This window comes from Chryseobacterium sp. Leaf201 (genome assembly GCF_001421435.1).
Classification (GTDB): Bacteria; Bacteroidota; Bacteroidia; order Flavobacteriales; family Weeksellaceae; genus Chryseobacterium.
This window is the reverse complement of record NZ_LMKA01000001.1, coordinates 251,486-272,516: the sequence shown is the minus strand read 5'-3', so window position 1 is coordinate 272,516 and position 21,031 is coordinate 251,486. Positions and strand designations below refer to the sequence as shown.

19 protein-coding genes are annotated in these 21,031 nt (G+C 40.0%); 12 read left to right on the top strand and 7 right to left on the bottom strand.

The features are described from left to right. Positions 1-2 precede the first annotated feature (2 nt). The 4 genes from ASE55_RS01300 to ASE55_RS01285 all read right to left on the bottom strand — a co-directional run bounded on the left by ASE55_RS01300 (position 3) and on the right by ASE55_RS01285 (position 5,427). Positions 3-788, bottom strand: coding sequence for a (Fe-S)-binding protein (locus ASE55_RS01300; RefSeq protein WP_056214430.1), 786 nt, complete (start codon positions 786-788; stop codon positions 3-5). A 66-nt stretch (positions 789-854) separates the two neighbouring features. Continuing rightward, complete coding sequence (locus ASE55_RS01295; RefSeq protein WP_056214427.1) at positions 855-2,192, bottom strand: (Fe-S)-binding protein; 1,338 nt, start codon at positions 2,190-2,192, stop codon at positions 855-857. A 10-nt stretch (positions 2,193-2,202) separates the two neighbouring features. Then, positions 2,203-3,153 carry an MlaD family protein gene (locus ASE55_RS01290; RefSeq protein ID WP_056214424.1) on the bottom strand — a complete coding sequence of 317 codons (951 nt, stop codon included), beginning with the start codon at positions 3,151-3,153 and terminating at the stop codon, positions 2,203-2,205. A gap of 126 nt (positions 3,154-3,279) precedes the next feature. Continuing rightward, complete coding sequence (locus ASE55_RS01285; RefSeq protein ID WP_056214422.1) at positions 3,280-5,427, bottom strand: peptidylprolyl isomerase; 2,148 nt, start codon at positions 5,425-5,427, stop codon at positions 3,280-3,282. A gap of 260 nt (positions 5,428-5,687) precedes the next feature. Between ASE55_RS01285 and lon the strand changes: the two genes are divergently transcribed. Both lon and ASE55_RS01275 read left to right on the top strand, forming a co-directional pair. Then, positions 5,688-8,093, top strand: a complete 2,406-nt coding sequence (lon, locus tag ASE55_RS01280; protein WP_056214420.1) for an endopeptidase La — start codon at positions 5,688-5,690, stop codon at positions 8,091-8,093. A 184-nt stretch (positions 8,094-8,277) separates the two neighbouring features. Continuing rightward, on the top strand, positions 8,278-9,390 hold the full coding sequence (locus ASE55_RS01275; RefSeq protein WP_056214418.1) for an AI-2E family transporter: 1,113 nt from the start codon (positions 8,278-8,280) through the stop codon (positions 9,388-9,390). A 119-nt stretch (positions 9,391-9,509) separates the two neighbouring features. Here the strand turns inward: ASE55_RS01275 and ASE55_RS01270 are convergent, their stop codons facing one another. Continuing rightward, the gene (locus ASE55_RS01270; RefSeq protein WP_056214415.1) at positions 9,510-10,868 is read right to left on the bottom strand and encodes an acyl-CoA dehydrogenase family protein; all 1,359 of its coding nucleotides are present in this window, start codon (positions 10,866-10,868) and stop codon (positions 9,510-9,512) included. 250 nt (positions 10,869-11,118) lie between these two features. Here ASE55_RS01270 and ASE55_RS01265 point away from each other — a divergent pair, with 250 nt between their 5' ends. The 10 genes from ASE55_RS01265 (at position 11,119) to ASE55_RS01220 (ending at position 19,732) form a co-directional block, all read left to right on the top strand. After that, a complete protein-coding gene (locus ASE55_RS01265; RefSeq protein WP_056214412.1) occupies positions 11,119-12,027 on the top strand; it encodes a DUF4349 domain-containing protein in 909 nt (302 codons plus the stop codon). 257 nt (positions 12,028-12,284) lie between these two features. Further along, positions 12,285-13,925, top strand: coding sequence for a glucose-6-phosphate isomerase (gene pgi, locus ASE55_RS01260; RefSeq protein ID WP_056214409.1), 1,641 nt, complete (start codon positions 12,285-12,287; stop codon positions 13,923-13,925). A gap of 40 nt (positions 13,926-13,965) precedes the next feature. Beyond that, positions 13,966-14,184, top strand: coding sequence for a hypothetical protein (locus ASE55_RS01255; protein WP_056214406.1), 219 nt, complete (start codon positions 13,966-13,968; stop codon positions 14,182-14,184). Further along, positions 14,174-14,464 carry a type II toxin-antitoxin system RelE/ParE family toxin gene (locus ASE55_RS01250; RefSeq protein WP_056214404.1) on the top strand — a complete coding sequence of 97 codons (291 nt, stop codon included), beginning with the start codon at positions 14,174-14,176 and terminating at the stop codon, positions 14,462-14,464. Before ASE55_RS01255 ends, ASE55_RS01250 begins: the two co-directional genes overlap by 11 nt. Before the next feature lie 32 nt (positions 14,465-14,496). After that, the gene (locus ASE55_RS01245) at positions 14,497-15,381 is read left to right on the top strand and encodes a bifunctional 5,10-methylenetetrahydrofolate dehydrogenase/5,10-methenyltetrahydrofolate cyclohydrolase (protein ID WP_056214401.1); all 885 of its coding nucleotides are present in this window, start codon (positions 14,497-14,499) and stop codon (positions 15,379-15,381) included. Positions 15,382-15,388: 7 nt separating this feature from the next. Then, positions 15,389-16,018: a 7-carboxy-7-deazaguanine synthase QueE gene (locus tag ASE55_RS01240; protein WP_056214398.1), complete on the top strand. Its 630-nt coding sequence runs from the start codon at positions 15,389-15,391 to the stop codon at positions 16,016-16,018. A 40-nt stretch (positions 16,019-16,058) separates the two neighbouring features. Beyond that, complete coding sequence (locus ASE55_RS01235; RefSeq protein WP_056214396.1) at positions 16,059-17,429, top strand: exopolysaccharide biosynthesis polyprenyl glycosylphosphotransferase; 1,371 nt, start codon at positions 16,059-16,061, stop codon at positions 17,427-17,429. Positions 17,430-17,569: 140 nt separating this feature from the next. Next, positions 17,570-18,322, top strand: a complete 753-nt coding sequence (locus ASE55_RS01230) for an MlaE family ABC transporter permease (RefSeq protein WP_056214393.1) — start codon at positions 17,570-17,572, stop codon at positions 18,320-18,322. Further along, positions 18,322-19,137 (top strand): ABC transporter ATP-binding protein, encoded by an 816-nt coding sequence (locus ASE55_RS01225; protein ID WP_056214390.1) that lies wholly within the window; start codon positions 18,322-18,324, stop codon positions 19,135-19,137. Before ASE55_RS01230 ends, ASE55_RS01225 begins: the two co-directional genes overlap by 1 nt. Continuing rightward, the gene (locus ASE55_RS01220) at positions 19,121-19,732 is read left to right on the top strand and encodes an outer membrane beta-barrel protein (RefSeq protein WP_056214387.1); all 612 of its coding nucleotides are present in this window, start codon (positions 19,121-19,123) and stop codon (positions 19,730-19,732) included. Before ASE55_RS01225 ends, ASE55_RS01220 begins: the two co-directional genes overlap by 17 nt. Before the next feature lie 39 nt (positions 19,733-19,771). Here the strand turns inward: ASE55_RS01220 and ASE55_RS01215 are convergent, their stop codons facing one another. Together ASE55_RS01215 and ASE55_RS01210 are read right to left on the bottom strand one after the other, a co-directional pair. Continuing rightward, positions 19,772-20,092, bottom strand: coding sequence for a hypothetical protein (locus tag ASE55_RS01215; protein ID WP_056214384.1), 321 nt, complete (start codon positions 20,090-20,092; stop codon positions 19,772-19,774). Positions 20,093-20,192: 100 nt separating this feature from the next. Next, the gene (locus ASE55_RS01210; protein WP_056214381.1) at positions 20,193-21,002 is read right to left on the bottom strand and encodes a M48 family metallopeptidase; all 810 of its coding nucleotides are present in this window, start codon (positions 21,000-21,002) and stop codon (positions 20,193-20,195) included. Positions 21,003-21,031: the final 29 nt, after the last annotated feature.

The window sequence follows — 21,031 nt, the reverse complement described above, 5'->3', positions numbered from 1 at the left end:
ATCTATAAATCTTCAGCTTCTGCCAAAAGCTCTACGATATCTTTTACGGCAACCTCTGTATTTTTATTGAAATGTTTTACTCCGTCTGTTAACATGGTATTACAGAACGGACAGCCTGTTGCAATAACTTTAGGCTCAAAAGACAATGCTTCTTCTGTTCTTTCAATATTTACGTCTTTGTCCCCTTTTTCCGGTTCTTTAAACATCTGCGCACCACCGGCACCACAGCAAAGACCATTGGTTTTGCAACGCTTCATTTCCACAAGCTCGGCATCAAGCTTTTCAAGCAGCATACGCGGCGCTTCATATTCATTATTCGCTCTTCCCAGATAGCATGGATCATGAAAAGTGATCTTTTTACCTCTGAAAGCACCTCCTTCAATCTTCAGGCGGCCTTCTTCCATTAAGTTTTTAAGAAACTGGGTATGATGGAGCACTTCGTAATGTCCGCCCAGGCTTGGATATTCATTCTTCAGGGTATTGAAACAGTGCGGACAGGCCGTAACGATTTTTTTAACTTCGTAGGCATTCAGCACTTCAATATTTGTTAAGGCCATCATCTGGAATACAAATTCATTTCCGGCACGCTTGGCAGGATCTCCCGTACAGCTTTCTTCCTGTCCTAAAACAGCAAACTCCACCCCAATTTTATTCAGTATTTTGCAGAATGCTTTCGTGATTTTTTTAGCACGGTCATCGAAACTTCCGGCACAGCCTACCCAGAATAAAACTTCCGGTGCTTTTCCTTCGGCAGCGTATTCTGCCATGGTTTTTATATTGAAATCCATTTGATTTTCAGTTTATCAATATCCCAATGTATCAGTTAATCTTTACATTGTTACATTATATATTAATTAGTCATTTGCCCATTTCAGACGGTCTGCCTGATTATACTGCCACGGAGCAGCATTGTTTTCTACATTCGTCATCATCAGATTGAGTTCCTGCGGTGCAGCAGACTGCTCCATAACCAGGAATCTTCTCATATCAAAAATGATGGAAAGCGGATCTAACAACACAGGACACGCTTCTGTACAGGCATTACATGTGGTACAGGCCCAAAGCTCTTCTTTGGTAATATAATCGTTGAGGAGTTTTTTACCGTCGTCTTCAAATTTACCGTTCTTATCGATATTTCTTCCCACTTCTTCCAGACGGTCCCTGGTTTTCATTAAAATCAGTCTTGGGGAAAGTTTTTTACCGGTAATATTAGCAGGACAGACAGCGGTACAACGTCCGCATTCCGTACAAGAATACGCATTCAGCAGCTGAACCTGGTTAAGGTCAAATACATCTTCTGCACCGAATTTTGAAGGAGCTTCTGCCTCACCTTCTGCAGGTGCAGCATAAGGATCAGCATTCGGATCCATCATCAGCTTAATTTCCTTGGTAACAGATTCCAGGTTATTGAATTTCCCTTTTTTCTCAAGGTTTGCAAACCATGTGCTTGGAAAAGCCAATATAATATGTAAATGTTTGGAATAATAAAGGTAATTCATGAAGAACAGAATTCCTACAAAGTGAAACCACCATGCGGCCCGCTCCGTAAAAATCAAAAACCCATTATCAAAGCTGAAAATTTCCAAAAACGGAACAAAGATCATCTGACTGATGGGAAAAGATCCTGCCTGGTGAAAACCTTCTGCCCCTCTCATCTGTAAGATAGAATCTGAAGCATTCATCATAAAGAAAGCCATCATTAAAGCAAACTCAATAATTAAAATCCAGTTGGCATCCTGTTTCGGCCATCCGAAAAGTTCTTTCATGGTCAGTCTTTTTACTCCGTAAAAATTTCTGCGGATAAAAAACAGCACCACGCCGATGATTACCAGCAATGCAAGAACCTCTAACGTTGCTGTAAAGAAACTGTAAGAACCACTTCCGAAGATAGAGAAAAGAAATCTGTGGGTTCCGAAGATCCCGTCAATAATGATTTCAATAAGTTCTATATTGATGATGATGAATCCTACATATACGAAAAGGTGTAAAATTCCGGCAATCGGGCGTTTCACCATTTTGCTCTGGCCCATTGCTACTCTGGCCATGGTTCCCCAACGCTCCCCTTTTCTGTCGGTCCGGTCGATTTCCCGGCCCAGCCTGATATTTCTGTAAATTTTCTGCAGGCTTTTTGCAAACAGGCCGAAACCTGCCACTAATAAAATAAGAAAAATAATAGTACTGATATATTGCATACCGTAGAGGTTATTCTTTAGAATTCTTGCCGAAAACCGAGAAGTTCACGTATCGCTTAGGATTTGCTTTTACATCTTCAAGCAGGGTATTCAGGTTGGTAGATGCAGCATTCAGGTTATTGTAAAGCTGATCATCTTTCATTATTTTACCTAAGCTTCCCTGGCCGTTATCAATCCCGGAAATTACCTGGTTCAGCTTTCCAACCGTGTTGTCAAGATTGGCAATAGTAGCATTCAGTTTCTGGGTATCTATACTTTCTGCGAGGTTACCGTATTTATCAAGGGTAACTTTACCGCTCTGCATCGTAAGGCTGGCATCATCCAGTACTTTCTGAAGTTTAGGATCATTATGACCTACCAGTGAATTGATATTTCCTGCAGTAGTCTGTAAAGCACTTACCGTTTTATTAAGGTTAGACAGCAACAGCCTTATTTCTTCTCTGTTCTGGGCATTTACCACCTGGTTGGCACTTGACATTAAAGAATCAACACGGTATAAAACGGTCTGCAACTGGTCTTTAACAGGGCCTACCTGAGAGGAAAGACTTCCTAAAGTCCCCAGCTTGAAAGCTCCTTTTAAGGTATCACCATCTTTTGCCGTCGGACCTCCGTACATCAGGTTAATCCTCATTTCTTTCCCAGACATCAGTCCCGGTTCAAAAATTTCCAGTGTTGAATTTTTTGAAAATTCAAAATTATTGTCCACTGTTATCTTTACAAGAAAATCGATTTTTCCGTCTTTGGACGTATGGGGAATGATTTTATCAACCTGCCCTACCTTGAGACCGTTGATGGAAACGGGAGAAGACTGCGCGAGTCCTTCAACGTTATCGTATTGTGCATAAAATATATTATCGGTAGTAAAAAGGCTTCTGCCTTTCATGAACTGAAAAAGCACCACAAAGCCTACAATGGCTAAAAGTGCGATTACACCAGCTTTTAATTCTTTACTGAACTTCACTTGCTAAATTTTTCTAGTGAGCAAATATACTACATTTAAATTAATGTTTTTTTGTAATGCTCTGTGTTAAACACAAAAAAAGCGGCAAAAACTTTGCCGCTTTTTATCTTTATTAAAAATAATCTTTTATTGTTGCTGAGCACCTGCTTTATTCCAGATCTCAATTCTGTAGTCATCAATATCAGAATTATCCTGTAAGCTCTTCAACCAGGCCTGTCCGAACATTCCTCCGTTTCTCTGGGTAACAGATTCCGTGAACTGTTTAAGGTCTCCAGGCTGTTTGTTTATTGTTTCATTCTTTTTGATCAGTACGTAAACACCGGTTCCGCCTTCAACAGGATTGGAAAGCTTGCCTTTCTGAACCCCGAATGCTGCACCTGCAACTTTCGGCTCCATTGCGCCTGCCACTGAAGGATTCAATAAGTTAACCTGTGCCGACTGTTTTGTGGTGGCGAACTGCTTGGCAATCTGATCAAGGCTGCCTGCTTTACCGATTTTTTCAGTAATCTGTTTTGCGGCAAGTTTATTCTTAACCACAATTTCGATCTGATCTCTTACCGATTCAGGATCTGCACTTCCTTTCTCCTGCTTACCGTTCAGGTAAACTACAATTTTATCTCCCGTACCTTCAACCGTAAAGAATTCGGTATCTCCTTTTTCTCTTTTCTTATCAAAAGCCCAGGCTAAGATTTCCCCGTCTTTTTCTGTCCCCAATCCCTGAATCTGTCCGTCGAATCTCTTCGCCTGCTTAGGATTAGAGAACTGGTAGTTTCCTTTTTTAGCAATGTTCACGAAATCGTTGAAAGATTTCCCCTGAACCTGCTGGATAAAACGTCTTGCTTTTTTATCCGTTTCAGCTTCCGTAGCATCAGACGGCTTCACCGCTTTTACCAAGTTGGCCACTTTATAGCTCATGGCTCCGGCTTTTTTATCTTCAATATTGATGATGTGGTAACCGAACTGAGTTTCCACTACGCCTGTCGCTCCTTTAGGATTGTTTGCCAGATACGTTAAGAATTCAGGAACAAAAGGTGTTTCCGGGGTTGTCCATCCTAAGCTTCCGCCCTGTGCAGCAGAACTTGGGTCATTTGATAATTTAAGGAACTCTGTGAATTTAGCAGGATTGGCTTTTACAGCAGCTCCGATAGAATCCGCAAGTTTTTTAGCGGCTTCTTTAGACCTTGTAACCCCTTCTCCTGCAGGGCTGCCTTTAAAGGCAATCAGAATATGTCTTGACAATGTAGAATCTGAAGTCTTTTTATCCAAAAGCTTAGAAACCACATAGAAGTTCTGTTCTTTGTAAGGCCCGAAAACCTGTCCTACAGCGGCAGTCGGAACCTGCGCCTGGATGGTCTGTGGCAATTGGCCCGGACTCATGTACTGTGCGTTGAAAGGCATATCAGAATTGGCCATTACGAACATAGAGTCGTTTTTGGTATTCTGGAAATTTTCTGTCCCGCCGCTGGCATCAGTTCCTCCTGAAAACAGTTTGTTGATTTCTTTCTGAGCTGCTGCATCATCTGCTGCACTCGGCTGAGATGGGAAATAAACCACTCCAATATTCCTGCTCGCTTCCGCTTTGAACATTACCGGATGCTGCTTGATATAGTTTGCCAGATCTTCAGTGGTTACTTTGATATTGTTTTTCTGAAGGTAAGCTGCATAATCAATTTTTACAAAATCGATATCCGCCAGCTGATCTCTCTGCTTCATTAATTCTTCAGCTTCTTTTTTACCGGTAGTGATCCCTATAGAAATATTGGCAAATACCTGTCTTGCCATCAATCTGTATTCGATTGATTTTCTGGTTTTCAGCCATTGGTTGTACCCTTCCGGCGAAGCTGCCTTCATTTCCTCTATCTGTTTTTTAAGCTCCTGAGTTTTGAAATTGCCTTTTTCGTCGAAAAACTGCTTCTGCTGAGCAAACATCTGATCATACTGAAGCTGATTCCAGAAATAATCCTCCGTCATTTCGAAGCCCATTTTTTCAAATTGCTGCTTGATCAGTTTAGACTGCACAAGCAACTGCCAGGCCTGTTCTTCAAGCCCTGTTTTCGGCTGACCCTGCTGGTCTGCCTGTTGCTGTAATACGAAAAGCTGGTCATTAAACTCCTCACGGGTAATTTTCTCACCATTCACTTTTCCTAAAACATCAGGATTTTTACCAAAAACCTTATCGATACTTTCGGGGTTTACAAGGAACGCCAAAAGCGCCAGTGCAATTACTCCCATCAAAAGCCAGGGCCTACTCCTAATTTGTCCTAAAATTGCCATTATATAAATTATAGTTTTTTATCAGTGTGCGAAAATACACATTTTTAAGAAATTACGGAAATCCAAGTCCTTTTTTTAATTTTTTAAAATTCAAAACTTGAAAAAAAGGAAATTTTGACCATATTTTTTGCAGAAAAACAAATGGCATAAGTCTTGTGCAACTTTAGCCCCCATGATATGTTCCCCTTATTATAAAACATATGATGAAATTTCACGTTAACGAATTAAAACGGTAATGACAATTTGTCATTCGATTAACTATGACAGAATTTGAAGATATTAGTTTAGAAGAGATGATAAGCGACGGATTTGATATTGTAGCGGAAGAAATCAGTCTTTCTGACCTTTCTGAAACAGAGAAAAATTCCGGACAAAAGATATTCCCGATCCTGCCTGTAAGAAATATGGTGATGTTCCCCAATGTGGTCATGCCTATTACCGCAGGAAGAAAAACATCCATCCAGCTTCTGGAAGAAGCCCAGAAAAACGGCGACCTGATAGGAATTGTAAGCCAGAAAAGCTCAGACCTTGAGCAACCGGCAGAAAAAGATATGTACCAGATCGGCACACTGGCAAAAATCATCAAAATCATTAAGCTCCCAGAAGGCAATATTACAGCCATTACCAAAGGGTTTCACCGCTTTAAGGTTAAAAAAATTATTGAAACACAGCCTTATTTTAAAGCTGAGATTTCAAAATTAAAAGACGGAAAGCCGAAAAACCAGGAAGAATATGAAGCCTTGCTGGAAAACGTAAAGGATCTGGCTTTAAAAATCATTGAGCTTGACCCCAACATCCCGAATGCAGCTAATTTTGCGATAAAAAACATCAATAATAACGATGACCTGCTGAATTTCATCTGTACGAATGCCAATTTTCCATCCTCTGAAAAGCAGAAACTGCTGGAAGAGAAAAATTTAATGGAGAGGGCTAATAAATGCTATGAAATGATGCATGAAGATTTCAGGAAACTTGAGCTGAGAAATCAGATTCATCAGAAAACCTCAAAGGATCTTGATAAGCAGCAGAGGGAATATTTCCTGAACCAGCAGATCAGAACTATCCAGGAAGAACTGGGAGGCGGACCGGAAAATGATGTGGAGGAACTGATTCTCAAGGCAAGAAAGAAAAAATGGAATGAAGAAGTAGAAGAGCATTTCCAGAAGGAAATCAACAGGCTGCAGCGCCAGAACCCCAATTCTCCTGATTACAATGTCCAGAGAAACTACCTGGATTTTTTCACGGATTTACCATGGGATACTTTTACCAAAGATACTTTCGACATTGAAAAAGCCCAGCGGATACTGGACAAGGCTCATTTCGGGTTAGAAGATATCAAGAAAAGGATTCTGGAGCATATGGCGGTTTTGAAGCTGAAAAACAACATGAAATCCCCTATTCTTTTATTGGTAGGACCTCCGGGCGTGGGGAAAACCTCGCTAGGAAAATCTGTTGCCGATGCACTGGGAAGAAAATATGTCCGTGTTTCTTTAGGCGGGCTTCATGACGAAAGTGAAATACGCGGCCACAGGAAAACCTACATCGGAGCCATGGCGGGAAGGATTCTTCAGTCCATTAAGAAATCCGGCACCTCCAATCCGGTAATTGTCCTGGATGAGATCGATAAGGTAGGAAAAGGAATGCACGGAGACCCGAGCTCTGCCCTTCTTGAAGTTCTGGATCCTGAACAGAACAAGTCTTTTTACGATAATTTCCTTGAAATGGGTTATGATCTGTCTAAAGTAATGTTTATCGCAACAGCCAATTCATTGTCAACCATTCAGACTCCTTTACTGGACAGGATGGAGATCATTCAGATTTCAGGATATACTTTAGAGGAAAAAAGTGAAATCGCCAAAAGGCACCTGATAAAAAAACAGCAGGAAGAAAACGGTCTGGATGCAAAATCATTTAAGCTCGGGAATGCCGAATTAAAACATATCATAGAAGCACATACTTCCGAAAGCGGGGTAAGAACTCTAGAAAAGAGAATTGCTGCAGTAGCCCGGTGGGTCGCTTTACAGACTGCTCTGGTAAAAGAATATGACCCGAAAATATCAATCGGGAAAATTGATGAAATCCTCGGGGTTCCGAGACCGAAAAGTCTTTCTGAGCTTACGGATGTTCCCGGAGTGGTAACAGGTCTTGCATGGACAAGTGTGGGCGGAGATATTTTATTCATCGAAAGCATCATCAGTAACGGAAAAGGGGCATTGACCATGACCGGTAATCTGGGAACGGTGATGAAAGAGTCTGCAACCATTGCGCTGGAATATATTAAAGCGAAACACGATGAACTGGGCCTTACGCAGGATGATATTGAAAAGAAAAACATCCACGTTCACGTCCCTGAAGGTGCAACACCGAAAGACGGACCGTCTGCAGGTATTGCCATGCTTACCTCAATGGTTTCTTCATTCAAGAATAAAAAAGTAAAACCTCATCTTGCCATGACGGGTGAAATTACCCTGCGAGGGAAAGTACTTCCTGTAGGCGGAATTAAGGAAAAGCTTCTGGCTGCAACAAGGGCGGGAATCAAAGAGGTTATCCTTTGTGAAGCCAACAGAAAAGATGTTGAAGAAATTAAAAAAGATTATTTGAAAGATCTTAATGTTCATTATGTCAGCTGGATGAATGAAGTCCTTGAACTGGCTCTTGAAAAATAACTGATAATAATTTATCATCACCAATAAAACACGCCTCAGATCTGGGGCGTGTTTTTATTTATGTCCCACCTACTTTTATCTTTAAAAATGTGGCATGGAATTTTCTAGTCTCCTGAAAGAATCCGGCTGATCGATCTCAATCTTTTTTCGAAGGGTTTTATTATTTTTACAGAATATTGAACTTATGAATCTACTTCGGCTTCCTTTTCTTGTCAAGCTTACCCTTGTCATTATCTCAATTATCGGAATTGGCTATTTATTAGCATTGGGACAAAGCATTTTAGCTCCCTTTTTCCTCGCTTTCTTAATGGCCATGCTTTTTTTACCTGCTGCTACTTTCATGGAAAAAAGACTGCGGTTTTCAAGATCGGTATCTACCATCACTTCGGTGCTGATTATGCTGATGATTTTAACAGGCATGGTTTATTTCTTCGGATCCCAGCTCTCTGATTTCAGTAAAGATATTCCGCATCTCAGGGTACAGTTTACCTCTGTTTTTAATGATCTGCAGCATTGGGTTTCTAAAACATTTCATGTAAAAATAGATGAACAGCTGACCTACCTGGATCAGGGATTAAGTAAGCTCCTTTCTTCTTCAGGCGTGATTTTAGGTTTTACCTTCGGGCTTTTTTCAACAGGCCTTGGTTTTATTGTTTTCTTTATCCTGTTCTTTATTTTTATCCTGAATTACAGAAGGGTTCTGAATAATTTTATTGTAACCGTTTTTAGCGAAAAGCACAAAGCAAGTGTTCAGGAAGTGGTGCTTGAGGTGAGGATCATGACTAAAAAATATATTGTCGGGCTCTGTCTTCAGGTTTTAATTGTTTCAGTTCTTACTTCTATTGTTCTTACCGTTTTAGGAGTAAAATATGCGATTCTGTTAGGTGTTTTAACAGGCTTGCTGAATGTTATTCCGTATCTGGGAATCTGTATTGCGCTTTTAATCTCATGCTTCATCGCTTTTGCTACGGCTACTCCGTCAACATGTATTTATGTTCTTATCGGTTACATCGGAGTGCATATTATTGACGGGAACATTATCCTTCCATTTGTAGTAGGTTCAAAAGTAAAGATCAATGCTTTGTTTTCTTTTATAGGGATTATTATCGGAGAGCATCTGTGGGGCATTGCAGGTATGTTTTTATGCATACCGGCCATTGCGATCATTAAAATTATTTTTGAAAGAGTGGAAGGCTTACAGCCTTGGGGAAAACTGCTGGGTGAAGAGGGAAAACCTGATCAAAAAAAGAAAAGTTACAAACTATCAAAAAGCATTACGCTGAAAGAAATGGACTGATTATCAGAACAGAAAAAACTACTAAAAGAATTTTATGACAAGAGCCTTCAATATGAAGGCTCTTGATTTTTTTATAATACAAATATAGCTGCTAAATTCTCGAATGTCTTATTTACAGACTATACAAAAGCACTGAACCCCGTAATTGACCTTCCGACAATCAGTGAATTGATTTCTTTGGTTCCTTCATATGAATAAATAGCTTCGGCATCGGCAACGAACCTTGCCACATCATACTCTAGAAGAATCCCGTTGCCTCCCAGAACTTCCCGGGCCCTGGAAACAATATCCCGTGTTCTCATGGTACAGAATACTTTCGCTAAAGAAGCATGTTCATCTTTTAAAATACCTTCATCCTGCATTTCAGACAGCCTGAAAACCATGGTCTGCATAGCGGTGAGATTAGATAACATTTCTACCAAATGCCCCTGGATCATCTGGAAAGAAGCAATCGGTTTTCCGAACTGTTCCCTTTTTCTTGTATAATCCAAAGCGCTTTCATAGGCTCCTCTCGCACAGCCGGTTGCCATCCAGGCTACTCCAGCCCTGGTCATTCTCAAAACCTTTCCCGTATCCTTAAATGAATTGGCATTCTGAAGCCTGTTTTCCTCAGTTACCAGACAGTCTTTTAGGGTAATCAAGCCATTCTGAACAATTCTCAGCGCCATCTTACCTTTAATTTTTTCAACGGAATATCCGGGGTTATCTTTTTCTACAATAAATCCTTTTACTTCACCGTCATCCAGATCTCTCGCCCAGATAATCACCAAGTCAGCAAATGTTGCATTTCCAATCCATTTTTTCTGTCCGTTCAAAACCCATCCTTCAGGTGTTTTCTTACAGGTTACCGTTAATCCTCCTGCCGCTCCGGAACCCACTTCAGGTTCTGTAAGGCCAAATGCCCCGATTTTTTCAAACTTCTGCATCTGGGGCAGCCATTTCTGTTTTTGCTCTTCTGAACCGCAGATATAAATGGAGCCCATGGCCAGCCCCGACTGCACGCCGAAGAATGTAGCGATGGAAGCATCAATCCTCGCCATTTCCATGGCGATCACCCCTTCCATCAGAAAAGGCATTCCCGGGCATCCGTATCCTTCATAGGTGACCCCGCAGATATTAAGTTTCTGAAACTTCGGGATTAATTCATGCGGAAACTCATCTCTGAGCCAGTAATGATTCACCAGGGGCTTCACTTCTTTTTCCATGAACTCCCTTACTTTGAGCTGAATTTCGCGCTGTTCCGGTGAAAGGGTATGGTAAATATCATAGAAATCGCCGTCAATCGGAGGAAGCTCTTTCTTCTTCCGGTCCGGATCCAGCATCTTCATCATATCCTTTAGCTGTTTATCATCCAGCTTGGAAAAATTTTCCATCAGCTTCGGAAGATTTACTTTCTGCGAGATTTCACCCAGCTGATCAAAGTCTATTGACCTGAACAATTCTACTGCATTTCTGATTTTGGAAAAAGTATCTGACATAGTAATGTATTGTGTTTGACTGGTAAAAGTTAGCAAAAATTAATCTAAAAACAAGTACCGCCAGCTTAATTTGTTTTACAAAATATTGATTTTAAAACCTTTAAAACAGAATTTCCCTTTACAAGATTTTACCTCTGATTTTCAAACTTTACAAGCAATTCCGTCTGAACTTTGAATAAGCAAAACAATAAAAATCGACCCTATTGAAAATGCCGTCAGCATATTAACATAAACCAATAAATACCCGTATATGAAAACCACTTACAGATTATCAATCACAACTGCAATTTTACTTGCACTCTGCTCCTGTAAAAAAGGAGAAGCTTCATCACAGGAGCTTAAGACTTATTCCACCCTAGATTCTTCAGCATCCATTGCTTCCGACAGTATTTCTTCTGCTGCTACCATGGAAATGAAAGATAAACAGTTTATTAAGACGGCAGAAGTTAACATGGAAGTGAAGGATGTTTATGATACGACCATTTCCATTGAAAAATCGGTTCAGGACCTGGGAGGATTTGTTACGCACAGCAACCTGCACAGTAATGTTGTTTCCGAAGATACCTACAATACTTCAAACGAAAACGCAGTGCTGGTGAAAAAATACCAGACTGAAAACACCATGCAGGTCAGGATTCCTACTGATAAACTGGGACCGTTTTTAACTTTAATCAATGATAAAAAACTTTTCCTCAATTCCAGGGTCATCAATGCCGAAGATGTGACATCCAATATAAAATATGCTGAACTTGAAAGCAGGAGAAATAAAAAGACTGCTGACCAGATTGCGCAGATGAACACCCATAAAGACAAAGTAAACATGGGCAACAGTAACATGAAAGAAGGCAATCAGCAGCAGCTGGAAACCATGAATATCGCAGATCATCTAAAATACAGCACAGTTGACATCTATATCAAAGAACCGAAGATCCGCAGCGCGGCGATTCCTGTTACCAATACGAAAAACATTGATGATCAATACAAATCTGATTTTCTGTACAGTGCAAAGTCGGCTTTTGTGGATGGATTTTATTTAATTCAAAAGATTTTTATTGCACTGATTACCATCTGGCCGCTTCTACTGATTGCAACAGCCGTTGTATTTTTTCTGAGAAAAAGGAAACCTGCTGAAAAACAGCAGAACACAACGGAAATTTAGAAGTCCGGCCTTACGGCTGTCCCTATATTACCACGTTTGAAACTCCGGATCTCCGGAGTTTTTGTTTCATTATAAATGATAGGCCCCGACAACTGCATAATCATAAAACTTTTTTATCGAATCTGAATCCGCAGGTCGATTTTTAATTCTCAATTAACATCATTGGCGTAAAATTCCTTAAATTTGCAATCAGTAATTTTACAGGAGGATTTGGCATTCAATAAGCCATATCCGAAGTCACACCTTAATTCTAACATATGCTGTCAAAAATAAATCCTACCCAGACCAATAGCTGGAAAGCCCTTGATGAACATTTCGGTAATAACGATTTCGATTTAAGAAGCCTTTTTGCCTATAACCCAAACCGTTTTGAAGAATTTTCAGTTAAAAAAGATAATTTCCTTTTTGATTATTCCAAAAACCTGATTGATACAAGAACGAAAGAACTTTTACTGAACCTCGCAGAAGAATGCCAGCTGAAGGACGCGATTTCCAAAATGTTTTCAGGAGACAAAATCAACGAGACAGAGGGAAGAGCAGTTCTGCATACGGCTTTGAGGGATTTTTCAGGTAAGGAGATTTTAGTTGACGGCGAAAATATAAAGCCTCAGATTAAAAGAGTCCTTGAGCATATGAAATCTTTTTCCGAAAATATTATTTCAGGAAATCATAAAGGCTTCAGCGGAAAAGAAATTACGGATGTCGTAAATATCGGGATCGGAGGGTCAGATCTGGGGCCGGTGATGGTGGTATCTGCTTTAAAGCATTTTAAAACGAGGTTAAACGTTCATTTTGTATCCAATGTAGACGGGAATCACCTGGCGGAAGTGGTGAAAAACCTGAACCCTGAAACTACCCTCTTTATCATTGCTTCCAAAACGTTTACCACTCAGGAAACCATGACTAATGCCAATTCGGCAAAAGACTGGTTCTTACAGGCAGGGAAGCAGGAACACGTAGCTAAGCACTTTGTTGCTTTATCAACCAATGTTCAGGCGGTTAAGGATTTCGGAATTGCAGAAGAGAATATTTTTGAATTCTGGGACTGGGTTGGCGGAAGATATTCGCTTTGGAGTGCGATCGGCTTAAGCATCGTGCTTGCAGTAGGCTATGAAAATTTTGAACAGCTGCTGAAAGGTGCCCATGATACAGACCAGCATTTCCAGACTGCAGATTTTACTGAGAACATTCCTGTTTTAATGGGACTTTTAGGAATCTGGTACCGTAATTTTTATGCGGCTACAAGTTATGCCATCCTTCCTTATTCGCAATATCTAGACCGTTTCGCAGCCTATCTTCAGCAGGGAGATATGGAAAGTAACGGAAAATGCGTGGACAGAAGCGGTGAGTTTGTAGAATATGAAACCGGACCGATTATCTGGGGAGAACCGGGAACCAACGGGCAACACGCTTTCTATCAGCTGATCCACCAGGGAACAGAGTTGATTCCTGCAGATTTCATCGCGTATGCAAAGAGCCCGAACAGGGTTTCTGATCACCAGGATAAATTACTGGCTAACTTTTTTGCCCAGACGGAGGCACTGGCTTTCGGAAAAACAGAAGAGGAAGTAGAAGAAGAATTAAAAAATTCAGGGAAGTCTGATGAAGAAATAGATTTCGTGTTAAACTATAAAGTATTCCACGGAAATACTCCGACGAACTCTATGATGTTCAAAGAACTTACCCCGTTTTCTTTGGGACAGCTGATTGCCCTGTATGAGCATAAGATTTTCGTTCAGGGGGTGATCTGGAATATCTTCAGCTTTGATCAGTTCGGAGTGGAACTGGGGAAAGTGTTAGCGAATAAAATTTTACCGGAACTTGAAAACAATGAGGCTGTCAGTTCTCATGACAGTTCAACAAACGGGTTGATTAATTATTATAAATCAAACAAATAACTGTTGAAGATTTTCATTAATTTTGATTAAAAATAAAGATATGACACAGATTATCATTAACCTGAACAATAAGGAAGAAGAGACCTTTGTGGAAACTTTTTTGAAAAAAATGAAAATCAGTTTTGAAAAAAATGAGGATGATTTTGAACTGACAGATGAGATCAGAAAGGTAATTGACGAAAGATTAATGGAAGATGAAAACATGTATGTAGATGCCGAAGAATCTTTAAAGAAGGTTTCTGAGAAATATGGCATATAAAATTGTTTTGTCTCCAAAAGCAGAAATTGAAATCAGTGATGCCTTTTACTATTACAGTAGATTTTCAAAATCAGCCGCAAAATCATTTAAGAAGCAACTATCGGATTCTTACAGAAAAATTCGGCAGAATCCTTTTTTTGAGAAAAAATATTATAACGTAAGAATATTGCCATTTTCAAAGTATCCTTACATTATTCTGTTTAGGGTAGATGAAACGGCAAAGAAAGTTTTTGTGCTTTCTGTATTCTGCACCCATCAAAATCCGGAAAAATATCCTTAAAAATCTAATAATAAAAAAGTAATAAAGTAAAAATGGCAGAAATTCTTGACGGATTAAAAATATCCAAAGAAATAAAAGCAGAAATCAAGGTTGAGGTTGACAAAATTCTTGCCGGAAAAAGAAGAGCACCGCATCTTGTGGCTATCCTTGTGGGGAATAACGGGGCAAGCAAAGCTTATGTAAACTCTAAAGTGAAAGACTGTGAAGAAGTAGGCTTTCAATCCAGTTTAATTAAATTTCCGAGCACGGTTTCTGAATCTGAGTTACTGGAAAAAATTGACGAACTGAACAAATCCAAATCGGTTGACGGGTTTATCGTTCAGCTGCCCTTACCGGACCAGATCGACCAGGAAAAAATCATTAACGCTATTGACCCACGAAAAGATGTTGACGGCTTCCATCCTGAAAACTTCGGGAGAATGGCACTGGAAATGGATACCTTCCTGCCGGCAACGCCATTCGGGATTTTAACTTTACTGGAAAGATATAATATTGAAACAAAAGGTAAAGACTGTGTGATCATCGGAAGAAGCAAAATCGTAGGCAGGCCTATGAGCATCCTGATGGGAAGAAAAGATTTCCCGGGAAATTCTACCGTAACTCTGACACATTCTTATACGAAAGACATTGAAGAATATACTAAAAAAGCAGACATCGTGATTACCGCACTGGGTGATCCTCACTTTTTAAAAGGTGACATGATTAAAGAAGGAGCCGTGATTGTTGATGTAGGAATTACACGGGTAGACAACGATTCTCCGAAAGGATATTACCTTGCCGGCGATGTGGATTTTGACAGCTGTGCTGCCAAAGCAAGCTGGATTACCCCGGTTCCCGGAGGTGTTGGCCCTATGACCAGAGCGATGTTAATGAAAAACACCATCATTGCTTATAAGACTTCAGTCTATAACGACTAAACTGATAATGAAAATAGAAGAAGATATTTTATTAAAAGAAGGTAAAATGCTCCCTGTAATGGAGCATTTTTACACTCTTCAGGGAGAAGGGGCACATACCGGAAAAGCAGCTTATTTCATCAGGCTGGGCGGATGCGATGTCGGGTGCCACTGGTGTGATGTAAAAGAAAGCTGGGACCCGACCTTACATCCGTTGATGAATGCAGAGGAAATTGCAGAAATGGCGGCAAGCCACTGTAAAACAATTGTTTTAACAGGTGGCGAACCGTTAATGTGGAACCTGGATATTTTAACATCAAGATTAAAGGAACTGGGATGTACAGTTCATATTGAAACTTCAGGAGCCTATCCGCTGAGCGGACAGATTGACTGGATTACGCTTTCGCCCAAGAAAACAGGCCTTCCCAAAGAAGAAATTTATCAGCAGGCTCACGAGCTGAAAATGATCGTTTTCAATAATAATGATTTTACATTTGCTCAGGAGCAAGCCGCCAAAGTTTCTGAAAACTGCACACTGTATCTTCAGAGCGAATGGAGCAAGCGTGATGAGATGTATCCGAAAATTACAGATTTTATCCTGGCACACCCGAAATGGAGAGCCTCGGTGCAGACCCATAAATACCTGAATATCCCGTAAAAATACATATCTTAGCCCTTTGTACCGCTAATATCCATAGATGCAGAGAATCCGATACTCCAGATACCTGAAATCGATCATTGTTTTGCTTGACCTGCTGGTTATTGCACTTATTTTTATATTCTTTTTTTTAAGCCGGAACCAGGATTTAAAGTACAACCCGGAAACCTGGTATCAGAATGCATTTTCTCTGGCTTTGCTGTTCCTGTTCTGGATGCTGCTGAGCGGCAGGACAAAAATTTACAATATTCCGAGAAACCTCACCTATACCCTTTTTCTGGAACGGCTCCTGGTACATTTCTTAATATTTATTTTCGGTCTTCTGCTGATCGGGAAAGTAAGCTACAATGTATTCTTTAATTCAGATATCTACTGGCTTTCATTTTACCTGTTCTTTTTTATTTTTTTAGCCAAATCACTGATCTTTTTCGGAATCAAATATTTCCGGAGCCTGGGGATTAATCACAGGAATATCATGTTCCTGAATGAAAACAGCTCTACGGAAGTGCTGAAAAATATTTTAAAATCAAGGAAAGATTACGGATATAAAATTTTTGAGTATAAAAACCCTGAAATTAATGCCGCCGAACTGATAGAATTCTGGAAGACGAACGGCATCCATACTTTATTTATCCCGATAGAGAATGCATACACGGAACGTACGGAAAAAGAAATATTCAGGCTGGCGGAAGCCAATAAAGTGCATATTTCGTTAATTCCCAGCATTACGCAAAGTGATTTTTTCCTGTATGATATGGGATACATCCAGACCCAGCCTGTCTTGAACCAGGCCAAATATCCTCTGGACTACTATTCTAATTTTTTATTAAAAAGAACTTTCGATATTATATTTTCGGCCGTTGTTCTGGCAGGAATCTGCTCATGGCTGTTTCCTATTATTGCCGTGTTAATCAGAGCCACGTCCAAAGGCCCTGTATTTTTTATTCAGAAAAGATATGGTTTTCACGAAGAGGTTTTTCACTGTATCAAATTCAGAACGATGATTGTGAATAATGAATCCTCAACAAAAACCACTGAAGAAAATGATGCAAGGATTACCAGAATCGGTAAATTCTTAAGAAAGACCAGCCTGGATGAAATGCCGCAGTTTATCAATGTTTTGAAAGGTGAAATGTCTATCGTAGGTCCAAGACCGCATATGCTGGCTGTGGACAATTATTACAAACCGAAAATCGGAAGGTACAGCCTGCGGAGTATGGTAAGCCCCGGGATTACCGGACTGGCACAGGTAAACGGACTCCGTGGCGATGCGGGAAATGTTGAAATTGAAATGAATAAAAGGATTCTGGCAGATGCTTTCTATGTAAGAAACTGGAGTTTCGTGCTGGACCTGGTTATTATTCTTAAAACGGTCCTGCTGGTAATCACAGGAGATAAAAATGCAAAGTAAATCTGTAAATAAGGGTTTATTAAATGAGTAATTTCACTTAACTGAATCAACGTTTAATTTTAAATACATTCCACCAGATCCTTTTCGGCACTCTTGTTGTTCTGTCATTTAAATTAATAAAAAAAGTCTAATTTAGCAGAATGTTAAAAAAGTTTTTTACTGCAGTAGGAGAATATATTATCCTTATGGGTAAATCCATGCAGAAGCCTCAGAAAATGAGGGTCTTCTGGAAGCTGTTCATGAGAGAAATCAATGATTTGGGAGTCAACTCTTTTGGGTTGGTTATCTTCACATCCATATTCGTGGGAGCGGTAGTTGCCATTCAGATGTTTAATAACTTTGATGCATCCGATTTCCCGATACCTACTTCATTTGTAGGATACGCAACAAAGGCCGTTCTGGTGCTGGAGTTTGCACCTACGATTATCAGTTTGATTCTGGCAGGTAAAGTGGGTTCCTATATTGCATCCAGTATCGGAACCATGAGGGTTTCCGAGCAGATCGATGCATTGGACATTATGGGTGTAAACTCGCCTAACTTTCTGATACTACCCAAGATACTCGCCTGTATGATTTTTAACCCTTTACTGATTGCGATCAGTATTGTATTTGGTATTTCGGGAGGTTATATTGCCGGGCTTTTAACAGGAAACTGGACTACAAATGATTATATTACCGGTATTCAGATGTATATGCCTAATCTTTTTATTTATTATGCATTTTCCAAAACAATTGTTTTCGCTTTTGTTATTGCCACGGTTCCGTCTTATTTCGGATATAATGTAAAAGGAGGTTCCTTGGAAGTAGGTAGGGCAAGTACTCAGGCCGTAGTCTGGACGATGGTATTTATTATCCTTTCTGAGTTGTTATTAACCCAATTAATATTAAGCTGATGATTGAGGTAAAAGATCTTAAAAAAAGTTTTGATGAAGTTGAAGTGCTTAAAGGGATTTCAACCACTTTTGAAAAAGGAAAAGTCAACCTTATTATCGGGCAGAGTGGTTCGGGGAAAACGGTTTTTCTTAAAAGTTTACTTAACGTATACCAGCCTTCATCCGGAGAGATCCTTTTTGACGGCAGGGACATTAATGTAATGAACCGCGAAGAAAAGCAGCAGCTCCGTTCTGAAATAGGAACCCTGTTCCAGGGAAGTGCACTGTTTGACTCTTTAACGGTGGAAGAAAACATTATGTTTCCTCTGGATATGTTCACGAACCTTACTTTCAGGGAAAAGAAAAGAAGGGTTTTTGAAGTAATCGGAAGGGTACATTTAGATAAAGCCAACCGGAAGTTCCCTTCTGAAATTTCGGGAGGAATGCAGAAACGTGTGGCCATTGCAAGAGCCATTGTAAACCACCCTAAATACCTGTTCTGTGATGAACCCAATTCCGGGCTGGATCCTTATACATCCAATGTTATTGATGACCTTCTGTTGGAGATCACAAAGGAATACAACACGACAACCATCATCAACACGCACGATATGAACTCCGTGATGACGATTGGTGAAAAAATTGTTTACCTGAGACTGGGTATTAAAGAATGGGAAGGCAACAAAGATATCCTGATTACTGCAGGCAATAAAAATCTTATCGATTTTGTGTATTCATCAGAATTATTTAAAGAACTGAGAGAATACCTGCTTGAGAATAATAAAACTATTGATAATTCAATCACTAAATTAGAAGATAATGAAAAAGATTCTTAGTATCGCGTTAATAGGTGGTTCTATCTTTGCATCTGCCCAGATTTCACTGGCAGGAAAAGCAAATATCATATTCCCGACAGGTTCACCTACCTGGCAGAATATTAAAGGAACCGTGAATCAGGCCATTGAAGGCGAAGGTAAAAACAATGCAGGATTCAATGTAGGTCTTTCCTTAAAAGTAGGATTACCGACTTCATTTTTCCTGATGCCCGAAGTGTATTATACCAACTTTAAAAATGAATTTACTGCAGCCAACACTACCTTTGACATTAAGAGCAGCAGGATTGATGTACCCGTACTTTTAGGATATAATCTTTTTGGCAACCTGGTGGGTGTTTTCGTTGGTCCGGTTGCGAGCTATAACCTGAGTAAGGAAGATACCTTCAATGATTTCAGAGAAAATGCAAGGGATAATTTTACCGTAGGATACCAGTTTGGTGCCCAAGTTGAAATCTCAAAATTGATTCTGAATGCAAAGTATGAAGGTTCATTCAGTAAAGATTCGCGTAACTTTATCAGCAGGGTTTCAGGCGAAGAGATCAGATATGACAACAGACCCAATCTCTTTATGGTGGGTGTAGGATATAAATTTTAATTTATAAAAGATACAAAATAGAATAAAATCCTCAGATCATCAGATTTGAGGATTTTGTATTTTGTTCTGGTTTTGAAGTTCCTGCTCACGCCTTGCCAGTTCGGCAGTCTGAATTTCAAGCTCCTGCTTGTCTTTCTGAAGCTGTGCAAATTCTTTTCTTCTCTGCTCTTCCTTAATTGCACTCCCTTTACTTACATAGCCTACCATCCCGCCGATAATCAAACCGATGCCGATGCCGCCCAGAATTCCCATAATATGAGGCATACCCAGATCATTGATGGTAAAATTATTTGCCGTCAGATAAAACAGAAGAATTGACAGTGCTAAAAGAACAAGCCCGATAATGGTTAAATTTTTCATAGTGTTGTGTTTGGTGTTTGTCTGTTATTAAATTAAAAAACCTTACCAAATTTAATACAATTCAATAAGGTTTCATTCAAGATTTAAATTATTTATAAATTTATATTCTTCCGCCTGCAGCTTTATAATATTCAAGTGCTTTAGGTAAGTCTTTATTGATATCGGAAATCCTGGTTTCAGGATTCGGGTGGGTAGATAAAAATTCCGGCTGTCTAGCTCCTTTAGATGCACCTTCCATTCTGCTCCAGAACGGGATTGCTTCTCTCGGGTCATATCCTGCCATTCCCATCAGGTATAATCCCATTTTATCCGCTTCAGATTCCTGGCCTCTTCCGTATTTCAACAGGGCCACCTGTGATCCGATAGGATACACTTTTTCAAAAACACCTGCCCACTGTGCATTGGAAATACTTCCGCCTAAAATGGCACCGCCATACTGTGCAACCATGGCCTGGGAAATCCTTTCATTTCCGTGTCCTGCCAGTGCGTGGGAAACTTCATGCCCCATTACTACGGCAAGTCCGTTTTCATTTTTTGTAACGGGAAGAATTCCTGTGTATACAGCTACTTTTCCGCCGGGCATACACCATGCATTAAGCTCATTGCTCTGTATAAGGTTAAACTCCCAGCTGTAATTGGCAATATCTGCAGAACGTCCGATGGACTGGTAATATCTTTCTGCGGCAGATTTTATTCTGGATCCTACACTCACTACCCTTTTTGCATCTGCCGTTCCTGTAACTACTTTGGATTTTCCCAGTGTTGATCTGTATTCCTGGGCAGACATGGTCATAATTTCAGAATTGTTTGCCAGCTGCAAAGAAGATCTTCCCGTAATTGGGTTTGTAGTACATGCTGAAACAGTAAGAGCCAATGCTCCCCCTATTCCTAAAAGATGTGTAATTTTCATATTCGAGTGTTAATAGTTCAACCTTAACA